This window comes from Myroides guanonis, from assembly GCF_900114085.1.
Taxonomy (GTDB): Bacteria; Bacteroidota; Bacteroidia; order Flavobacteriales; family Flavobacteriaceae; genus Flavobacterium; species Flavobacterium guanonis.
The window spans coordinates 143,161-158,820 of sequence record NZ_FORU01000006.1 but is presented as its reverse complement, the minus strand read 5'-3'; the positions used below and the strand labels follow the sequence as shown (position 1 = coordinate 158,820).

Here is a 15,660-nt window from a genome sequence, read left to right as displayed (position 1 = left end):
ATAATGCTGTAGCCGAGAGGGTCAATGGAATCATAAAAGGTGAATTTGATTTAAATTATTCAAATCTGGGATATCAAAAAACAAAACAGATACTAAAGGATAACATAGAGGCATATAATAGTCTTAGACCACATAATAGTTGTGACAATTTAACCCCGAACCAAGCTCATTTAGAAAAGGGTTTTTTAACCAAGAGATGGAAGAACTATTACAAGATAAAACAACTAAAAAAAGAAGATGTACAGCAATCTTAGGACTACTAAATTACATGTACAGTTATAAGCAGGATTAATAACAATAACTGTACAGCTATACTAGGACGAGACAACCTCTATTACTATAATAGACTTTGAGTGGAGTTTAAGTGGACTTTCAATGGACCCTGAGCACACTTTTACAAAAATACCCTAGCTGTGGCTATAAAGCTGACTAGGGTTTAAGCAGGGTATGTTCTATATATTATAACCGATAGCCTCCTTATATATAAAGAGGAACTTATTTGTTTTTCAAATGGTGGACTATAAAACAAAACTCCTTATATAAAAGTAGAGGTTCTTATGTATACTTGATATCCTAAGCAATAAACACGGCTATTAAAAAAAGAGTAGTTTAGGTTTTCAAACATGAATACAAAACATCCTAAAAAAAACCCTTCCAACAAAGCACTTCTTCTAATCATTAATCCCCTTCTCCTCTACTACTATATAAGTTTATTAAATCAACAAACCTTTTAAAATAAAAATATCACTGTTTTCCAAATAGCCTCCCAAAAAGCCCTATGTTTTCATCCATAAACTAAAACTCACTTATACTGCCCATATATTACAAATTTCATGTAATTCCCTCATCACTAAACAGCTATTCCAACAACAAAAAATATATACATTTACCAAAGCACACATAAACATGTTAATCGCTAGTTAAAGGCTATATTTCATAAAAAAATCTTATTATTTTTACTCATACCCAACAACTATTAATAAATAACGCTATGAATAAATTTACAAGTATATTATTAGTTTCTCTTTTAAGCGGAGCCATTACCTTAGGAGGCTATAAATTATTTTTTGAACCAAGAGAAAACAATACACCAAATGAGATTTTCTCAAGAAACACCTCACATTCATTAGATAAACAAAATTTAAGTTTAACTAGTATGGATTTTACTGATGCTGCAGAAAACACAGTACATGCAGTTGTCCACGTAAAAAACTTAAGTTATAGAACCACACCTAGCAATCCTTTACTCGAATTTTTTTATGGCTATAAAGGAGGACAAACTCAAGCACAAATCGGAATGGGTTCAGGAGTAATTATTTCAGAAGATGGATACATAGTCACAAATAACCATGTTATTGCCAATGCTTCAGAACTAGAAGTAACTCTAAACAACAATCAGACTTACAATGCTAAATTAATAGGTACCGATACCGAGATGGATATTGCTCTACTAAAAATCGATTCCCCAAAGAAACTTCCTTACCTAGTTTTTGGAGATTCTGATGGAATCCGTCTAGGAGAGTGGGTTCTTGCTGTAGGAAACCCATACAATCTAACGTCAACTGTAACTGCAGGAATAATATCAGCAAAAGCAAGAAACTTAACAAAATCAGGAATACAATCCTTCATACAAACGGATGCGGTAGTTAACCCTGGTAACAGCGGCGGAGCATTGGTTAATAGCAGAGGAGAACTAATTGGTATAAACACCATGATATCCTCTACGACAGGTTCCTATGTAGGTTATTCTTTTGCAGTACCTTCAAACGTTACAAGAAAAATTATTGAGGATATTCTAGAATTCGGAAATGTCCAACAAGGCGTTTTAGGAATTCAAGGAATCGAATTAAATAACATGTTAGCTGAAGAACTTAAGGTAAAAACTCATCAGGGATTCTACATTCAAAATATAACCAAAAATTCTGGAGCTGAAAAAGCAGGAATTCTACAAGGAGATATCATAAAAAAAATAAACGATCGAACCATAAATACCTTTGTAGACATCAAGTCTATATTAAACACAAAAAGACCTCAGGATATTGTGAATCTACAGATTCTAAGAGGAACTGACGAAATAGACTTTAAAGTTGCCCTAATAAAACCTGAAAACGCTATTTTTAACTTTAACGGCTTTGAATTAGAAGACCTAAGCACCGAGGAATTAACCAATCTAAATCTCAACTATGGTGTGCGAATTAAGAAAGTTACAAATAAAAACTACCTAGCCTACCAGAAAGAACTAGAAGGCTCTATTTTACTAACGATTAATAAAAACAAAATAAACAATACACAAATCGCAAATAAAATTCTAGATAACAGCTCATCTACTAGTAGATTTCGGTTAGAAGTCTTAAATACACAAGGAGAACTAATTCGTATTCTCCTATAGTCTCTAATTGCTATCAATATTAAGCTAAGTTTAGTAAAACTGGGCATAATATTTGATTAATTGGATTAAAAATCGGTATTTTGCACTAATTTATTACAACACAATCTAATATGAAAAACACTGGTTTATACGAGAAAGAATTAGCTTTTCAAGCAGACCGCAGAAAAGCATGTGTAGAGCTAATTAAAATCGTAAGCGACTTATGGTATGACAAGTCTATCGAATTGATTATGTTTAGAAATCAATTAATAGACAGAAGCGTTAGCGACATTATTAACTTACATGAGTATGCAGCAAAGTTTGTTGAAAAACCAATCAACATTTTTGACTCTGTAGAAATTGCAAAAGCAATTTTAGCTTCTGATTTACCTCCATCTAGAATTGATATTGGTCGTTTGACTTATGAATACCATTTAGAAGACAACAAATACGACAATGCTTTAGCTTTTGTTGTAAGTAAATTAAAAGACGCAAAAGAAACAGAAGATATCGCTCCTAAAGACGTAGTATTATATGGATTTGGACGTATTGGCCGTTTATTGGCTCGCGAACTTATGAATAAGATGGGTAAAGGTCAACAGCTTCGCTTGAGAGCTATTGTTACCCGTGATAAGAATAATGCTACACTTTTAGAAAAAAGAGCCTCTTTACTTAAATACGACTCTGTTCACGGTGACTTCGAAGGTTCTGTTATTGCTGACCCTGAGAATAATGCTTTAATCATTAACGGAACTACTGTTCATATGATTTCAGCCAACAATCCTGAAGATATTGATTACACATCATTCGGTATTGAAAATGCTTTAGTGATTGACAATACAGGCGCATTTACAACAGAAGAAGACTTAAAACGTCATTTATCTTCAAAAGGAGCTGACAAAGTTTTATTAACTGCTCCTGGTAAAGGTGTTCCTAATATTGTTCATGGAGTTAACCACGAAGAGTACGACCCTAATACAGTTGATATTTTCTCTGCTGCTTCTTGTACAACAAATGCAATCACACCTATTTTAAAAGTAGTTGAAGATAGTTTAGGAGTTGTTAAAGGGCATTTAGAAACTATTCATGCATATACAAACGACCAAAACTTGGTTGATAATATGCACAAAAAATACCGTCGTGGTAGAGCAGCAGCTTTAAACATGGTAATCACTGAAACTGGAGCTGGAAGTGCTGTTGCAAAAGCATTGCCATCTTTAGCTGGAAAATTAACTTCAAACGCAATTCGCGTACCAGTTCCTAATGGTTCCCTAGTTGTTTTAAACCTGGAAGTAAATAAAGAAACTTCAATCGAAGATATTAATCGTATCATTAAGAAAGCAGCACTTCAAGGAAATCTTGTTGAGCAAATCAAATACTCTTTAAATAACGAACTTGTTTCATCTGATATCGTTGGAACTTCTGCTCCAGCAATTTATGATAGTAACGCTACAATTGTTTCTGCGGACGGAAAGAATATTGTTTTATATATTTGGTATGATAACGAATATGGATATAGTCATCAAGTAATGCGTTTAGCTAAATATATTGCAAAAGTAAGACGCTATACGTACTATTAATAGTTCGTATATATTAAAATAAAAACGGGTTCATCTAAAAAGATAAACCCGTTTTTTTATTCTAAACCATTTTTAAGTACTTCCTCTACATTTTTTTTAGTTGCTCAATCTTTTCAAAAAACAATTGATCTATCCTCGGCTCTTTACTTTCTAAATATCCAGTCTTCAAAGCATTTAAATACTTTTCTAAATCTGTTATAACAGTTCCAGGCACCAACTCCACCGGCACTACTAACCCCTTTTCTCTGATTTTGTTAAATGACTCCTCAATATATAAATGTTTATTCATTTCTCAACTTATTTTTAAGAACACAAATTTAAGGGTATTTACACAGTCTAACAACAAATCAGTACTTTACAGTTAAGTTAATTATCACAGTCTTTTTCTGTTATCTCTGGAATTCGTGTCAATTAATTTATTATAAGGGTCTATTCCAACTTCTAATGGTTTTTCATCTACTATTATAACAAACTCATTCTCTATCTGTGTCACCTTTACTTTTTTCAAGTACAAAATTCTTTCTTCTGGAATATGTATATTTCCTTCATCAGCAGTAGTCATACTAAATTTCATTTCCCTATCGCCGCTACTAAATACACCAATTTCAATATAGTCTGACAAGGGTAAAGATTCAATTGTTCTTCCCTTCTCATTTTCGAACTTTAAACTTTTCTTTTCTCTATCTATATAAATTCTATCACCCTTCTCACCAGACCTGTATTTACTTACAATTCCTTTAATCTTAATCTCATACTTTCCATTCTCTAACTCTTTAACAGTTGCTCTATCAATATAATTATTATATAAAGTAATTGTTTCAAACATATCTTTAATCATATACTTCAAAGAATCCGGAGTAGCTTTACGCAAGTCTTCTACTAACTCTTTGGAAGTGGTATAAGGAGCTTCTTGAAAGGCTACTTTCTTAATATAATTTCTAAGCACTTCATTTAATTTCCCCTCCCCTATATAATCACTCAAAGTATAAAAAACTAAAGACCCCTTGTTATAATGGATATATTGCTGATTCTCATTATACATTAATGGTTTTTCCTTTTTATTTTCACTTCCTCGACCACTTAAATAACCATCTAATGCTTCTTGTAAAAATTTTCGCATTTGCTCTTTTCCATACTCATGCTCTAGTACTTTCAAAGAACTATATTCTGATAAACTTTCTGATAACATTGTCACTCCTTGAACATTTGCTCCAATCACTTGATGTGCCCACCACTGATGTGCTACTTCGTGCGCTGTTACAGAAAATGGATAATCTACAGCCTTAGAATCTTTATCATCTACTTCAGCTATAAATCCAATTGATTCAGAAAAAGGAATTGTATTTGCAAATGATTGTGCAAATGTTCCCATAGTATTTGGAAACTCAACAATACGAACTTGTTTATGTTGATAAGGACTAAATTCTTTAGAATAATATTCTAAGGAACGTTTTACCCCTTTTATCATACGACCTACATTATAATCATGTCCTTTGTGATAATACACTTCTATATTAATATCTTTCCATTTATCTTTTTTCACCTCATAACGCGCAGAGTTAAATGCATAAAAGTTAAGCATCTTATCATCCATTTTATAATGAAAATAACGTCTGCCATTTTCAGTCCATTCCTTTTGTAAATACCCTGGTGCAATCGCAATTTGATCTAAACTTGTACTAACAGTTGTCTCAAATGATATCCAATCTGAATCATTACTTATATAAGTATTTTGGAGTGCTCTCTTATCATCTTGTGTCGCCATACGATCCTTCGGCTTCAATCCATATTTCTTACGTATTTCATCATCACTAATTTCATACGCATCAGAATATCCTAGAGACGGAAAACTACTATTATTCACAAAAGTTCCATTGTTTAAAATTGGAGAATTATTTTTAAATAATGTATTAGGTTTATTCTTTACAGTAAAGTTCAAAATAATTGAATCCTTTGGTTGTAAAACTGTATTCAAAACATAAAATTGATAGCCATATACAGTGTCGTTAGAAACTAACCTAGCACCGTGAATCTCGATTTCATTCTTCAAGTCTACTAGATAAGACACAATAAGCGTATCAATATTAGTTTCAGCCTTATTCACTAAAGTATAGCGCCCTCTTGCCAAAAAATCATTGGTATCTGGATATATATCAAAATCTACAGATACATCTACTATCCGAGGCTGAATTACATTTTCATACTTCTTGTATTTCTTTTCTCCTTCAATACGCATTTCTTCAATTTGCTTACTTGAATAATGCACCTCTTCAATATTTGATTTATAATATAAAAAACCTCCTAATCCAACAAATGAAATCATTAGGAGCAGTGTAATAACTAATACTGTGGGTTTAGCATTTTTCTTGGCATAATAGATTCTATCTCTAAATCCAGAAAAAATCCCTCTTCTCCAAAAAATCAATGTCAAACATCCCAGAAAACCAACAAAAAGCAACCAATAAAAACAATATAAATAATACTTAAAAACACCTGTCCCAAAACCATTCATATCGGAATAATGCGGCTCACTTACATCATTAAAGAAGAAAATCTCATTCTCTATCCCTATTTTATCAATGTAAGGCCATATAATCATCATCACTAACAAGCAAAAAGCTCCGAGAATGTAATTTTTAAACAACGTCTGGACAGCCATTGACATTAAGGCCCAAATAATATAAAAAATCCAACTTAAGCCTACAAGTGAAAATAAATACAATCCAATTTCAAAATTATAATAACCGTGATAAGCTTGAATAGAAATTCCCGTAACCACAATAACGAGCAATAGCACTAATTGTACTGCAATTAATGCAAAGAATTTTGAAACAAAAAACACCCAGTTTGGAGTAACTGTAGAATCTACCAATAAATTCATTCTTGATAAGGAGCCTCTATGAACTAATTGTCCTGCTCCTAAGAAAGTAATTATCAATATAAAAAACTGGAAAGTACTCCCAGGAACAAATAGCATCACTGATGTCACAGGATATGTTGGAGTACCATATAAAGAAGAAAGTGCTGTTGACACTAAAATCATAAATAATACGCCAATTCCAATTAAAATTAAGAATACTTTGTTTTTGGCAAGATATTTAAAATCCAATTTAGCAAAGGCAAAAACGTTCTTCCAATTTGATTTGGAAGAAAAGTCATAAGCAACCTTGGGCAAATCAATTTTAAAAACACCTCCAAAGTTATTCTTCACTAACCTCTCTGCTTTATTCTTTTTACCAAATGAAGTCTTTTCTTGAGAGAACTTAAATAAAAAGCCAAGTATTATCAAAAACAACAAAGCTATACCTACCCAAATCATTCTATTTACAAGGAGGTATTTTCCCATTGGCAGATAATTTGAATTAATATCTTCTATCGTCCAATATTCAGTATAATATGACAATGCTCTAGCCCCGGTAGGATCAATTAGTGCTGCTATTAATTTATTGTCCATATTCTGAACAAGTCCGGACATCATTCCCTGAATAAAAAACAAAATTATAATTCCAACAAATCCAATATAAATACTTCGACTCAAGGTCACTAAAACAAATACAATGGTTCCTGTAAATAACATATTAGGGATGACGATTAATACATAAGGCTGTAAATACCCCCATAATGTAGAAGGTCCGATTAATTGTTCATTAATCCACGGAATAAAAGTAGCTAAATAGAGCCCCAACCCCATTGACAAACTAATGACTAATACAATTAAAAAAGAACTTAAAAACTTACCTAATAAATAATTCGTCTTTGTGAATGGATAAGAATAAAGTATATGGTGTACGTTATATTGAAAATCCCTGTAAATAGAGGTACCTATAATAGATGGAAATAGAAAATACAACAAATTATTAAATCCCCCAATCAATGAATTTATAACATACGGAGAATTCATATACATTAATGTACTTGTTGTATTCTTAACAACATCAAATACTCCAAGTGCACTGGCCATTACCATGAAAGATAATCCAAAAAAAACGGCTAAATACACATAAAACACCCAGCTTTTAAACCATCGTTTTAATTCAAATGAAAATATAGTTGCAAACATAGCTTAGTTTTTTTTAAGTGCAACAAAATAGACATCTTCTAAATTCGGTTTTGCCTGTGTAAAACCCGTATCTGATAAAGAATCTTGAGAATACACTCGAATATTCAACTTATTTTCTTGATTGTATTTCGCCGAAAGTATATCAAATGATTTTTCCAAATCTGTAACTTCTTCTCGAGTAACCTCTTTGGTCCATATAGTTTTTTCCAAAGATTGCTCCGCTTCTTTTGGTGTATTACGTTCTAATAATTTCCCTCCATTAAGAATTGCCATTTCATGACAAAGCTCATTCACATCATCTACAATATGAGTAGAAAAAATCACGGTATTATTTGTTCCTATTTCTCTAAGAACATTTAAAAATCTATGTCTCTCTGCAGGATCTAATCCCGCTGTTGGTTCATCAACAATAATTAGTTTTGGATCATTCAAAAGCAATTGAGCTATTCCAAAGCGTTGTTTCATCCCTCCAGAATAACCACTAACACTTTTTTTACGAACCTCAAATAGATTTGTCACTTCCAATACTCTTGAAACCATTTCATTGCGCTGAGAAACATTTGATATTCCCTTTAACCTTGCAAAATAATCTAATAAATCAAGTGCAGACATATTTGGATAAACTCCAAAATCTTGAGGCAAGTATCCCAATATCTTTCGCAATGCCATCGGTTCTTCTAATACATTGATACCATTAAACTCTATGGACCCTGAATCAGGTTTCTGTAAAGTAGCGATTGTTCTCATTAAAGTGGATTTACCAGCACCATTTGGCCCTAACAAGCCGAACATTCCTGCTCCTATCTCTATATCCAAATCATCTAATGCTTTTACACCATTTCTATAAGTTTTACTCAAGTTTTTAATCACTAATTTCATGTTACTTTGGTTATTGGTTACATCTATTAGTATATAACTATTCCCTTTCGTTACACTTTATCTGATTTTTAAGATAAAATATTTAAATTAAAAAACAAAAACCAACTCTAATTCCAAAACCTGACTAAATAATTCAACATAACACAAAAAAAGCAACACTTGAAGTGTTGCTTTTTGATTAACTTAAAGTAGAAATAAAAAAAGGAAACCCTAAAGAGAGTTTCCTTTTCTATAATCTATTAAAATCGATATTTATTTAATGTATTCTACATGGTTTTCGGCTTGTAAATTTACATTATCAAAAAAACCTTGTTCACTCATCCAATCGTCACTAAAAACTTTACTCATATATCGAGACCCGTGATCTGGAAATATTAGAACAACATTACTATTCTCATTAAAAACTCCTTCTTCTGAATACTGTTTGGCTGCTTGAAAAGCTGCTCCAGATGTATAACCTACAAATAGTCCTTCAACTTTAGCAAGCTCTCTAGCCGTATGAGCACTTTCTTCATCAGAAACTTTCATGAACTGATCGATAACATCAAAATCTGTAGCTGTTGGTATTAAATTCTTTCCTAAACCTTCAATTCTGTATGGGTAAATCTCAGACGAATCAAACTCTCTAGTCTCATGATATTTCTTCAAAACAGAACCATAAGCATCAACACCAAGAATTTGAATGTTAGGATTCATCTCTTTTAAAAACCGAGCTGTTCCTGAAATTGTTCCTCCAGTACCAGAACACGCTATTAAATGTGTTATTTTACCATTGGTTTGTTCCCATATTTCTGGACCCGTAGTTTTATAATGTGCATCAACATTGAGTTCATTAAAATACTGATTTATATAAACAGAACCTTTCATTTCCTCATGAAGTCTTTTTGCTACACTATAATAAGATCTTGAATCATCTGCTGATACATTTGCTGGACAAACAAACACTTTTGCTCCCATTGCTCTCAGCATGTCTATTTTATCTTTTGAGGATTTAGAGCTTACTGCTAAAATACACTCATATCCTTTTATAACACTTACCATAGCAATACTAAATCCAGTATTTCCTGATGTAGTTTCTATTATGGTATCTCCAGGTTTTAAAATTCCTTTTCTTTCTGCTTCTTCAATTATGTGAAGGGCTATTCTGTCTTTCGTGGAATGCCCTGGATTAAAAGCTTCTACTTTTGCATAGAAATTTCCTTTCAATCCTGCACTAATTCTGTTTAACTTTACTAATGGTGTATTACCAATTAACTCCAACAGATTATTACAGGCTTTAATCTCTTCTTTCATAAGTATTATTTTAATTAAGGCTCTAATTCGTACTATCCTTTAGACCTCTAAAACAGAGCAAATTTAATAAAAAAAAGCGAATTACTTTCGTATTCCTTCTAAATCTAATAAAAAAGCATATTCCTTCGCAACTTCTTTTAGCGATTCAAACCTTCCGGATGCACCTCCATGACCAGTATCCATGTTTATTTCGAATAATAGCAAAGTATCATTAGTTTTAAATTCTCTAAGTTTAGCAACCCATTTAGCAGGTTCCCAATATTGAACTTGTGAATCGTGTAATCCTGTTGTCACATACATGTTAGGATAATTAGATTTCTTAACATTGTCATAAGGAGAATATGACGCTATATATTCATAAAATTCTTTCTCGTTTGGATTACCCCACTCATCATATTCACCTGTAGTCAAAGGAATTGTGTCATCTAACATAGTAGTTATTACGTCTACAAATGGCACTTGAACTATTAATCCATTATATAATTCTGGTGCTTCATTCGCTATAACGCCCATTAACAACCCTCCAGCCGAACCTCCTTCTGCATATAAATGAGAAGATGATGTGTATTTTTGTTCAATAACATACTTCGAACAATCTATAAAATCTTGAAAAGTATTTTTCTTATTAAACAATTTTCCATCCTCATACCAATCACGTCCTAAATCTTCTCCTCCACGAACATGTGCAATCGCATAAATAAAACCTCTATCTAATAAACTTAATCGAATGCTTGAAAAATAAGCTTCCATTGTTGCTCCATATGCTCCATAGCCATATAATAGCAACGGATTATTACCATCTTTTAAAAGACCTTTCTTATATACTAAAGATATTGGGACTTCTACTCCATCTTTTGCTTTTGCCCAGATTCTCTCTTCAACATAATTATCCTTATTAAAAGCTCCTAAAACAACCTGCTCCTTCATCACAATTTGCTCGCCTGTTCGCATATTAAAATCTATAACAGATGATGGTGTTTTAAGTGACTGGTATGCATATCGTAGAATCTCTGTTTCAAAATCAACATTAGCACCGGTATACGCAGTATACGTTTCACTTTCAAAAGGTAAATAGTATGATTCTACCGAGGAATCCCAAGGCTGAATTTTAATTCTAGGCAAACCATTTCTTCTTTCTGAGACTACCAAATAATTACTAAACACATCAATACCTTCCAATAATGTCTTATCGGAATGAGCAATTAACTCTTTCCAATGCTGCATTTCGGTTTTTTCTTCTCCTACATGCATTAATTTGAAATTATAAGCATCATCTTTATTGGTCATTACATAAAACTGACTATCGTAATGTGTAATACTATATTCAAGTCCTCGTACTCTTGGTTGAAATATTCTAAAATCACCATTTGGATTATTAGCTTCCAAAATTCGATACTCTGATGTAAGTGTACTCTCTGACCCGATAACCAAAAACTTTTTAGACTTCTCTTTATAAATAAAAGTATTGTAAGTTTCATCTTCTTCAAAGAAAACCAATATATCATTGATTTCTTTATCGTGTAACTTATGCTTATAAATTTTATCTGCACGTAAAGTCACCTCATCTTTTCTTGAATAAAATAAGATTTCATTATCACTTGCCCAAACAGAACTACCAGTAGTTTTCTCTATAGTAGTATCAAGGGTTTCTCCAGTAAAAAGATTTTTAATATAAATAATATATTCTCTTCTTGAGACAATATCAACGCCATAAGCCGCCCACTGATTATCTTCAGAAACATTGATTCCTCTTAAGTGGAAAAACGTATGCCCTTCTGCCATTTCATTACAGTCGAACATAATTTCCTCCACCGCTTCTAGCGATCCTTTCTTTCTAGAATGGATAGGATAATCCTTATCTTTTTCAAATCGCGTAATATAATAATAGCCATTATAGAAATACGGAACAGAACTATCATCTTCTTTTATTCTTGCTTTCATTTCTAAAAACAATTCCTCTTGCAATGATTTTATATGCTTTGTCATTTCTTCAAAATAACTATTCTCAGCATTTAAATAATTAATCACTTCTGGATTCTCTCTTTCATTCATCCAATAATAATTATCTATTCGAGTTTGTCCGTGAATAGACAAAACCTCTGGTTTAATGATTGCAACTGGTCTTTCTGCTTTTATCTTCATTCTACTAAAACACTTTTATGAGTCTCAAAAGTACTACAAAAAACCAGCAAGTATTGTTACTTTTCATTTTACTTATTTCTTGATTGATTGTGAAGTGATTTTAATACATTTGTCTCACTAATTCTAATTCATAAAAAATGTTTGGAGACTTAATGGGCATGATGGGCAAACTAAAAGAAACTCAAGCCAAAATTGAAGAAACTAAAAAAAGATTGGATTTCGTATTAATAGACGAACAAAGTAGGGATGGACTTTTAAAGGTTACTTTAACAGCAAATAGAACTATTAAATCAATTGAAATAAACCAAGAATTACTAGAAGACAAAGAACAACTTGAAGACTATTTAATTCTTACACTTAACAATGCTATCACCAGAGCTTCAGAAATTAATGAAGTTGAATTAGCTGCTGTAACAAAGGATGGCATGCCAGATATTCCGGGGTTAGATCTTTTTAAATAACTTACATGAAACAATACATACTACCAATCTTATTTTTAGGAACAATGCTTTTTATCTCATGTGATAAAAAAGAAGTTAATGGAAACTTAACTATTAATGGAAAAGTTGAAGGTTTAAAACAAGGTGTTTTATACTTACACAAAATTCAAGACACTACAATAGTTACACTAGACTCGATTGTTGTTAAAGGTGATTCTAATTTCTCACGTCAATTCAATATTGACTCACCAGAAATGTATTATCTAACCTTGGATAGGGGTTCTTCGAACTCCATGGATAATGAATTGATGTTTTTCGCAGAACCTGGAACCATAACAATTGAAACAACTTTAAAAAAGTTCTATAGTGATGCAAAAGTAACTGGCTCTAAAAATAATGATATTTATAAAGAATATCTTAAGACCAGAAGTGCTATTACAGATCGTCAAAATGAATTGATCATTGATATAATTAAAGCTGAAAATCAAAATGCTTTACATCAAAAAGATAGCCTTATGGCGCTTTCTAAAAAGATGGTTGCTAGAAAATATTTAAATGCTGTCAATTTTGCATTAAACCATAAGAATTCAGATGTATCACCATATATCGCTCTAATGGATTTATATGATCGTCAAATAAAATACTTAGACACCATAAACAACTCTTTGACTTTAGAAGTTAAGAATGGTCATTACGGTAAGCTACTTGAAGCATTTATAAAAGAACGTAAAGATTCAGAAAATCAACCAATAGCAACCGACAATCAGTCAGAATAAATAATTTCATTATCAATAAAAAGAGCTAACTATATTAATGAGTTAGCTCTTTTTTTTAAATTAATTCTTATTAACCTTCATTCAAAACTAACCGTAGTTTAGTTAACGAGTAGCTTAACTGTTTCTGTTCCTTTTTTACTAGTAATAGTAACTATATACATTCCCTTAGCAAAATTTACTGGAACTTTCTCCCTATCATTATACAAAACATCTAACACTATTTCTCCTGCCAATGTTTTAATTAAAATTTTAGAGCCATTTTCTACTCCTTGAATGTAAAAATATTCAGTAGCGGGATTAGGGTAAATCACAACCTTTGAAAATTCATGTTTTTTAATACTTAAATTATTATTCCATATATCTCCCGCATGTTCTCCCCAAATATAATCTGCTAGCTCTGGCATATCTATAAATGGATTTCTGTTTTTTTGCCATTCGTAAATAACATTATTTCTATTCATCTCGAAATCATCAGCTTTATCCGTTTTATGCCATTCCAATAACGCATCTAAATCTCCCATTTTAAAAGATGTTGAAGTTGGTAAGAAACCTCGACTAACATCAAGATCATTATAACGTATAGACATATAAAACAATGACCTCGCAACGTCTCCTTTCCAACTTCCTTTTGTATTTGTGGGTCCATTGTACCCTCCAGATCCATAACTCTTGTTACCTCTAGAGCTATTTTCTGGTCCGTCTGTTGCTCTAATATGATGTGCATCGGAATGTGCTGCACTTAAATCATCCGCATTTGTACTCTCCCATTTATTAATTCCATCTGACCAAGTTGGCATTGCCCCCGCAAAACCACCTCTAGATTGTGGAAATATATGTTCACGGTTCCAAGTTCCAACACTATTAGATGTTAATTGATAATCTAATTTTGATCTTTCTTTCTCTAAATACATTAACCATACTTCACTGCTATTTTCAGGATTTTGATCAGATATCTTTAAAATATCAACCACATCTCCATAAGTATGCTTTCTAACAATCAAGTCATCTGCAATAATACTCTTTAAAGCATTTCTCAATTCTTCTCCTGACTTATTATTCAAAAAAGCATAATAATCTATTGGTTGAGTAGACACTGCCTCTCCATAAGTAGGATTAACGGGAGTTCCCCAATTCGCTTTAGAATAATTTTTATCAATAATCCGAACTATCAGATTATTATTCAAAGCTACAAATCCATTTGGCAATGAATTCATTGCAATAACCATTTCTTCATCACCTTCATTGACTCCGTCATCTATAACCTCAATAACAACTGATGCCCAATCTGTATTTTTGGGAATTACAACAAATAAAGGGCCCTTGAAATCACTTTCATTGAAATTGCTGTTTTTTAACGAATATTCTATTCGCAAACTATCCTTTAAAACCTCATTAACTCTAAAAATAATTTCTAAATCTTCTCCCTCTCCTACGGAAGTATTTTGTGGCTCTATTGAAATACCAAGAGCTGTCACTCCTCCTCCATCATTGAGCACACCTGGCGTTGAAAGCTTTACTTCATAGGTTCCATCAGATTTTCGTTGAATAGAATGGTTATCCTTATCTCCAAATTGATTTTCATTGTAAATTATACTCAGTCCTAATGAGTCCATTAAATCCTTAGCACTACTTGAATTATTGCTATATGCTAATGCATGAACCAAATTAACTTTCGTAGCTACTTTGTAAATTGGAAAATCACTGATATTGCCTTTATAAATTGCTACAGCATCTGGTCCATTTTGTATTGTATTATCTGCAATTATCTTTGAAGGAACAGGAGAAACACCATTATTTCCAATCAAGACCAATCCATTAATGTCGGTCTTTAATCCGTTCAAATCTATGGAATGATAAATTCGATTAGCGTCACTAGAGGTTGGATTTCCATTAAACAAAGCCAATATCATTCCGTCTAATGAAAAATAAGGTATATCCGATTTTAACTCTATAAATTCTTTATTATCGATCCCTTTTGTATCAGAATCAACTTCATTAATGACAAGTTGCGCATTAACAGACCAACCAGAAATTAAACTAAAAAACAGAATGAAGGTAGTTTTATTCATATGCAAGTTGTATTTCTTTTATATATAAAAAGCAAAAAAAAAGAGACTGCCTA

Annotated in this window: 11 protein-coding genes; 5 read left to right on the top strand and 6 right to left on the bottom strand. The window is 32.0% G+C overall.

The window, feature by feature from the left end:
• The 3 genes from BM024_RS07185 to BM024_RS07175 form a co-directional block, all read left to right on the top strand.
• Window positions 1-254, top strand: a 254-nt coding sequence (locus BM024_RS07185; protein WP_143077735.1) for an integrase core domain-containing protein, incomplete at its 5' end; no start/stop codon positions are given.
• A gap of 737 nt (window positions 255-991) precedes the next feature.
• Window positions 992-2,389, top strand: coding sequence for a trypsin-like peptidase domain-containing protein (locus BM024_RS07180; RefSeq protein WP_090678776.1), 1,398 nt, complete (start codon window positions 992-994; stop codon window positions 2,387-2,389).
• Window positions 2,390-2,499: 110 nt separating this feature from the next.
• The gene (locus BM024_RS07175; protein ID WP_090678775.1) at window positions 2,500-3,948 is read left to right on the top strand and encodes a glyceraldehyde-3-phosphate dehydrogenase; all 1,449 of its coding nucleotides are present in this window, start codon (window positions 2,500-2,502) and stop codon (window positions 3,946-3,948) included.
• Window positions 3,949-4,033: 85 nt separating this feature from the next.
• Here BM024_RS07175 and BM024_RS07170 read toward each other — a convergent pair whose 3' ends face one another.
• From BM024_RS07170 to BM024_RS07150, 5 genes are all read right to left on the bottom strand, one after another.
• A complete protein-coding gene (locus BM024_RS07170; RefSeq protein ID WP_090678774.1) occupies window positions 4,034-4,237 on the bottom strand; it encodes a beta/alpha barrel domain-containing protein in 204 nt (67 codons plus the stop codon).
• A gap of 84 nt (window positions 4,238-4,321) precedes the next feature.
• A complete protein-coding gene (locus BM024_RS07165; protein ID WP_090678773.1) occupies window positions 4,322-8,008 on the bottom strand; it encodes a M1 family aminopeptidase in 3,687 nt (1,228 codons plus the stop codon).
• A gap of 3 nt (window positions 8,009-8,011) precedes the next feature.
• Window positions 8,012-8,887, bottom strand: coding sequence for an ABC transporter ATP-binding protein (locus tag BM024_RS07160; RefSeq protein WP_090678772.1), 876 nt, complete (start codon window positions 8,885-8,887; stop codon window positions 8,012-8,014).
• 252 nt (window positions 8,888-9,139) lie between these two features.
• The gene (locus BM024_RS07155; RefSeq protein WP_090678771.1) at window positions 9,140-10,180 is read right to left on the bottom strand and encodes a cysteate synthase; all 1,041 of its coding nucleotides are present in this window, start codon (window positions 10,178-10,180) and stop codon (window positions 9,140-9,142) included.
• An 81-nt stretch (window positions 10,181-10,261) separates the two neighbouring features.
• Window positions 10,262-12,322, bottom strand: coding sequence for a S9 family peptidase (locus tag BM024_RS07150; protein WP_090678770.1), 2,061 nt, complete (start codon window positions 12,320-12,322; stop codon window positions 10,262-10,264).
• Window positions 12,323-12,459: 137 nt separating this feature from the next.
• Here BM024_RS07150 and BM024_RS07145 point away from each other — a divergent pair, with 137 nt between their 5' ends.
• The gene (locus tag BM024_RS07145) at window positions 12,460-12,783 is read left to right on the top strand and encodes a YbaB/EbfC family nucleoid-associated protein (RefSeq protein ID WP_090678769.1); all 324 of its coding nucleotides are present in this window, start codon (window positions 12,460-12,462) and stop codon (window positions 12,781-12,783) included.
• 5 nt (window positions 12,784-12,788) lie between these two features.
• The gene (locus BM024_RS07140) at window positions 12,789-13,538 is read left to right on the top strand and encodes a DUF4369 domain-containing protein (protein ID WP_090678768.1); all 750 of its coding nucleotides are present in this window, start codon (window positions 12,789-12,791) and stop codon (window positions 13,536-13,538) included.
• Window positions 13,539-13,636: 98 nt separating this feature from the next.
• Here BM024_RS07140 and BM024_RS07135 read toward each other — a convergent pair whose 3' ends face one another.
• Complete coding sequence (locus tag BM024_RS07135) at window positions 13,637-15,607, bottom strand: endonuclease (protein WP_090678767.1); 1,971 nt, start codon at window positions 15,605-15,607, stop codon at window positions 13,637-13,639.
• Window positions 15,608-15,660: the final 53 nt, after the last annotated feature.

What these genes read in the sequence shown, in the direction of transcription:
- BM024_RS07180 (WP_090678776.1), top strand. Translation starts at nt 992, where the DNA reads ATGAATAAATTTACAAGTATATTATTAGTTTCTCTTTTAAGCGGAGCC.
- BM024_RS07175 (WP_090678775.1), top strand. Translation starts at nt 2,500, where the DNA reads ATGAAAAACACTGGTTTATACGAGAAAGAATTAGCTTTTCAAGCAGAC.
- BM024_RS07170 (WP_090678774.1), bottom strand. Translation starts at nt 4,237, where the DNA reads ATGAATAAACATTTATATATTGAGGAGTCATTTAACAAAATCAGAGAA.
- BM024_RS07165 (WP_090678773.1), bottom strand. Translation starts at nt 8,008, where the DNA reads ATGTTTGCAACTATATTTTCATTTGAATTAAAACGATGGTTTAAAAGC.
- BM024_RS07160 (WP_090678772.1), bottom strand. Translation starts at nt 8,887, where the DNA reads ATGAAATTAGTGATTAAAAACTTGAGTAAAACTTATAGAAATGGTGTA.
- BM024_RS07155 (WP_090678771.1), bottom strand. Translation starts at nt 10,180, where the DNA reads ATGAAAGAAGAGATTAAAGCCTGTAATAATCTGTTGGAGTTAATTGGT.
- BM024_RS07150 (WP_090678770.1), bottom strand. Translation starts at nt 12,322, where the DNA reads ATGAAGATAAAAGCAGAAAGACCAGTTGCAATCATTAAACCAGAGGTT.
- BM024_RS07145 (WP_090678769.1), top strand. Translation starts at nt 12,460, where the DNA reads ATGTTTGGAGACTTAATGGGCATGATGGGCAAACTAAAAGAAACTCAA.
- BM024_RS07140 (WP_090678768.1), top strand. Translation starts at nt 12,789, where the DNA reads ATGAAACAATACATACTACCAATCTTATTTTTAGGAACAATGCTTTTT.
- BM024_RS07135 (WP_090678767.1), bottom strand. Translation starts at nt 15,607, where the DNA reads ATGAATAAAACTACCTTCATTCTGTTTTTTAGTTTAATTTCTGGTTGG.